4 protein-coding genes are annotated in these 4,361 nt (G+C 32.6%); 2 read left to right on the top strand and 2 right to left on the bottom strand.

What is annotated here, in order from left to right; genetic code table 11:
* Positions 1-1,405: BatA domain-containing protein (locus AACY61_RS09390; RefSeq protein ID WP_339611318.1), on the bottom strand; the 1,405-nt coding region annotated here is incomplete at its 3' end.
* A 79-nt stretch (positions 1,406-1,484) separates the two neighbouring features.
* On the bottom strand, positions 1,485-2,690 hold the full coding sequence (locus AACY61_RS09385) for an LETM1-related biofilm-associated protein (RefSeq protein WP_339611317.1): 1,206 nt from the start codon (positions 2,688-2,690) through the stop codon (positions 1,485-1,487).
* Positions 2,691-2,831: 141 nt separating this feature from the next.
* Here AACY61_RS09385 and AACY61_RS09380 point away from each other — a divergent pair, with 141 nt between their 5' ends.
* Together AACY61_RS09380 and AACY61_RS09375 are read left to right on the top strand one after the other, a co-directional pair.
* Entirely contained in the window at positions 2,832-3,530 is a 699-nt protein-coding gene (locus AACY61_RS09380) for a DUF4331 family protein (protein WP_339611316.1), read from the top strand.
* Between the two features lie 12 nt (positions 3,531-3,542).
* Positions 3,543-4,211: a DUF4331 family protein gene (locus AACY61_RS09375; RefSeq protein WP_339611315.1), complete on the top strand. Its 669-nt coding sequence runs from the start codon at positions 3,543-3,545 to the stop codon at positions 4,209-4,211.
* Positions 4,212-4,361: the final 150 nt, after the last annotated feature.

Genomic DNA, 4,361 nt, shown 5'->3' with positions numbered 1-4,361 from the left:
ACGTTTTATCCTTTTGCATTAAAAAAACATTTTTATCATCATAAGAAAGTACCGGAGTATGCTTTTGTAAAAGAGTAAAGCTCTTTTTAACAGTCGGATATTGAAAGTTTGTCACGCTGTTTTCAAACACATTATTATAAATAGGATGAGAAAAATGTATTGTTGTTATTTGACTTTCAGTTTGTTTGACTTTGTTTATAGAACCAAAATATAAAGAGTTTAAAAACTGATTGAATGAGGGATTATCTATTTCTATTACCGGAATAATTACTAATGTGCCTCCAGTTTCAGAAAAAGAAATCAGTGCATTTTGTAAGGGTGTATTTATAGCACTCAGGCCGTTTAAAATAATCGTATTTTGTTCCTGAATTATATTAAAATCAAGGTTTTGAAGATTTTGAGATTTATAATCAAACTCGTCGGTTGTATAAATCTTATTTAAAAAAGTGTCATTTTCCTGATTGATTGATAGTACTTTTATCTTGTTTTTTTTGTTGATGTTAAAATACAGTTCGTTATCAAACAAGACTGATTGGTCAGAAATGGAAATTCTTCCGTTAAAGTTTGAGTCTTCAATTTCAAAAGTTGCTATAGAAGACTGATTTGTCTCAACCCTTACGGAAGTTCTTGCTATAAGTTCGTCGTCTTGAAAGAGTGCAATAGGAACATTATCTATAGTTTCACCAAAGTTAGAAAGTAATACTGAAAGTTCTAAATTAGTTGAGCTCATCGAGGAAACAAAAACACTGTCAACTGATATGTTATTGGTGTTTGTCGGTGTTAGCTGAACAGTTGTAATGTTTGTGTTATTCAGGTTGATTTCAGGAAAATTTTCTTGCTCCTGAAAATCTGAAATCCAAATCAGGTTTTTTTGAATGTTTGTATTTTTTGAGAAAAGTGCTTCGGCTTTCAAAAGTGCTTCACTATAGGATAGCGAATTTGAACTATAGTCGATATCCAGCAGAGAGTTTTTAAACTCTTCTTTTGTTGCATTGGTGCTACTGGAGTTGTTTGTAAACCAGCTTAATTCATCCGGAAGGTTTGGATTTTTATAGATTTGTTGAGCAACCATTTTAAGTAGTTCTCCCTGAGATCCTTTTGCTTGTAGACTTAAGGAGTTATCAAGATAAACAATGGTTTGGGTTTCGGTTTTAAAACTTTCTTTGGTTGAAAAATAGGGCTGTGCAAACGCTAAAATAATACAGGCAAGGGCAAATAGGCGTGACATTAAAACCAGCCATTTTTTTATTGTTGAACTTTTTCTGGTTTGAAGCGATACGGCTTTTAAAAACTTAAGGTTGGTAAAAGGGGTTTTTTTGAATTTTCTCAGCTGGAAAAGATGGACAATGATGGGAATTACAAGTAAAAAGAGGGCATAAAGTAATTCAGGGTTTTTAAACTGCATTCCAGACTAACGATTTTAAGACTATTGAGGTTTTCAAAGATAAAAATTGAGGCTGAATTATTTGCTTTAAACGATGAATTTATTTTTTGGGTATTTTATTGTCATCGAAGGCACTGGGCAATAATTGAGGGATAAATTTTATTAAAAGTGGCAATAAAAGCGAGCCTCCCGGCAATAAGAATATTGTTAACGAGGGAATTGATTTAAATATATCAAAGAGTTGTTCTTTTATAAGTGTTTTTTCAGCTGTTGAAAGATCTTTTACTGTTGATTTACCAAGAAGTTTAATGAGTTCTTTACTTTGTGAAAGCTCTTTGATCAATCTATTTTTGTTCCTTAAAATAAGAAGCTTGACCATTTTCGAAGATTGATTGTAAAATTGCTTAGCAGGATAGGTATATTGAAATAAATTAACTGAAGTTGTATGTTTAATTACAAATGTTTTGAGCATTTCAAAACTTAATACCGCATAATTATGGTGCAAGTTTAGTTTTTTGCATAATTGCTTTAAAAACTCTGTTTCTGTGTGTTCTAGTTTTTGGTCATTCCATACAGCCAGAGTGCATAAATCAATAAGGTACATTTTTTCTAACGGGTCATTCAGCAATTCAAAATTAATTTTATGGATTAAAAAATCTGAATCTGGAAAATAGGCATGTTGTAAGGTCGATGTTTCAAACATTTCGAGCAATAGCTTGTCATATTTGGTTTTTTGAGTTTTTGTGTGGAGTGCTAAAAAGCAACTTTGCAATAAAATGGTCTCAAGGTTTTCTGCATAACTTTTTGGGGAGATTTTATCGTTTTTTAAAAATATTTTGTATGCCAAAATATCAAGGAACAGAAGAGCATTTGTCACAATTTGTTCAAAGGGTGATTTGTCTACACTTTTTGTTTTTTCAATTCTTTTTTTTAAAACAAACTCCAGTTTTTTTGATTCACTTAAATTAAATTTCATCGAAGGAACCAAACTACTTTTCTTTTCACTTAATTTTTCATAAAACTGATTGAGATGAGTTATGCAGTTTTGATAGTTCAAGTTTTTGTGATGTGAGAAATATAAGTACATCAATGCCTGAAGAGTGTTGACTTTGGCAATTTCTTCTTCAGTTAATTTTAAATTCGCGGTGTCAATTGGGACAAGAGTTTCAACTGACAAGCCATAAATGAAACCATTTTTACGAAGATTTTTATAAAAAGCATTATCATTTTCAAAAGAAAAAGTAAGCTTCTCCTTTTCTAAAATAAAAATATATTTGTCAATCCAGCCTGAAGCGGAGGGGTTCATAAACTCGTATCTCTAATTTAATTGCAAATTTACAGCTAAAGTTTATTAAATAGTCACCAAATATTGTCTATTTTTGAACGTTGTTATGCAAATAAAGATTTAGAAAAAACAATTTAAGATATAATTATAAACTTTAAATTTATGAAGAAGACACACATAGTTTCGATAGTGGCAATTGGTTTGCTCATTGCAGGAACTCCTTTTTTAATATCTGGTGATCATATTGACGCCCCGTCAGTCACCGGCACAACTTCAGATATCAGCAGCTTTTATGCCTTTGAAGGTGAAAACAGTAATAACTTGGTTTTAATTGCCAATTTACAAGGATTTTTACCCTCAGGTACAGCCACTGAAAATGCCGAATTTGATGAAGACGTTTTGGTTGAGTTCAATATAGACACCACGGGTGATTTAGTTGAGGACTTGGTTATTCAATCAATTAAGAGAGGTGATACAATGTACTTTTTTGGTCCCACAGTACCTGCTTCGACCGGTTTGCAAAGTGAAATTGCAACATTTGCAACAGCAAATAAAGTAGCTATTTCTGAAGGCACGACAGATGCTGAGGCTATTGTTTCTGAAAACAATAATATGAAGTTTTTTGCCGGCCCTAGAGATGATCCCTTCTTTTTTGATTTAAATCGGTATAATGCTATTGTTAGTGGTCAGGTATCAGATTTTAATGTCGAAGGTGAAGATACTTTTGCTGAAAAAAATGTGCTCTCTATTGCCATTGAAATACCTAAATCAATGTTAGGTGCCGGGTCTGTAGGAGCAAACCCTTTTGAACCAACAACCCCTACATATTCGATGTGGGTTGAAACTAAAAGAAAACAATAAAGAAATTTGAAAATGAAGAAAATACTCTATATAAGCTTTTTATTTATTACTGCATTGGCTTTGGTTCAGTGTAGTGAAGATGACAATAATAATATTATTGATCCTGAAGCCACCTGTGAGGATGGCATTCAAAATGGCGATGAAGATGGAATTGATTGTGGCGGTTCAAATTGTTTGCCATGTGAGCAAGGACCAGAAGGTATTGATTTTTCAGGAACATACGCTCAGGAAGATCAAGTTGGAAGACCTGCAGTTTCAATTGTTTTTGTTACCGAGGGGTTTCGCGATGACTTTAACACAACTATTCCATCTGAAATGAACGCGCTTTTTACTGATGATATGTTGATGAATTTAGAGTCGCTGAATCCTGATTATACGACTAATGGAGGAAATGTACTAGGACAGGGTGCTACAGATTTTATTTCTATGCTTTCAAATGATGTGCTTTGGGTTGCACAAAATGGCTCGACAACATTTTTTGACGGTACAACAACACTAACAGGCCGAAAACTTGGCGATGATGTTATGGATTTTCATTTGATGTTAATTTTTGGAGGACCGGATATCAATACTCCTTTTAATGATGGAAGCGGTGAGCAACCTCTATTAATTAGTGATGGTGTTTCTGAAAATGATAAACCATTTTTGGAAAGCTTTCCTTATCTGGCTGCTCCTTTTTAATATCCAAAAAAATCAATTTAAAAAACTGCTTGATTAATTTCAAGCAGTTTTTTTGTTTTTATAAAACCACATTTGATTTCTTCTCGTATATATTTATAGTTAGTTAAAAGTAAGGTCATAAAATCTTACTTTATTTCAAGTTAGAACCGG

This window comes from uncultured Planktosalinus sp., assembly GCF_963973675.1.
GTDB lineage: Bacteria > Bacteroidota > Bacteroidia > Flavobacteriales > Flavobacteriaceae > Planktosalinus.
Note: the sequence above shows the minus strand (reverse complement) of the source record. Positions and strands in the feature narration are given on the sequence as shown.

Bases quoted from the DNA above. Each gene is read 5' to 3' on its own strand.
- AACY61_RS09385 (WP_339611317.1), bottom strand. From the start codon at position 2,690: ATGAACCCCTCCGCTTCAGGCTGGATTGACAAATATATTTTTATTTTA.
- AACY61_RS09380 (WP_339611316.1), top strand. From the start codon at position 2,832: ATGAAGAAGACACACATAGTTTCGATAGTGGCAATTGGTTTGCTCATT.
- AACY61_RS09375 (WP_339611315.1), top strand. From the start codon at position 3,543: ATGAAGAAAATACTCTATATAAGCTTTTTATTTATTACTGCATTGGCT.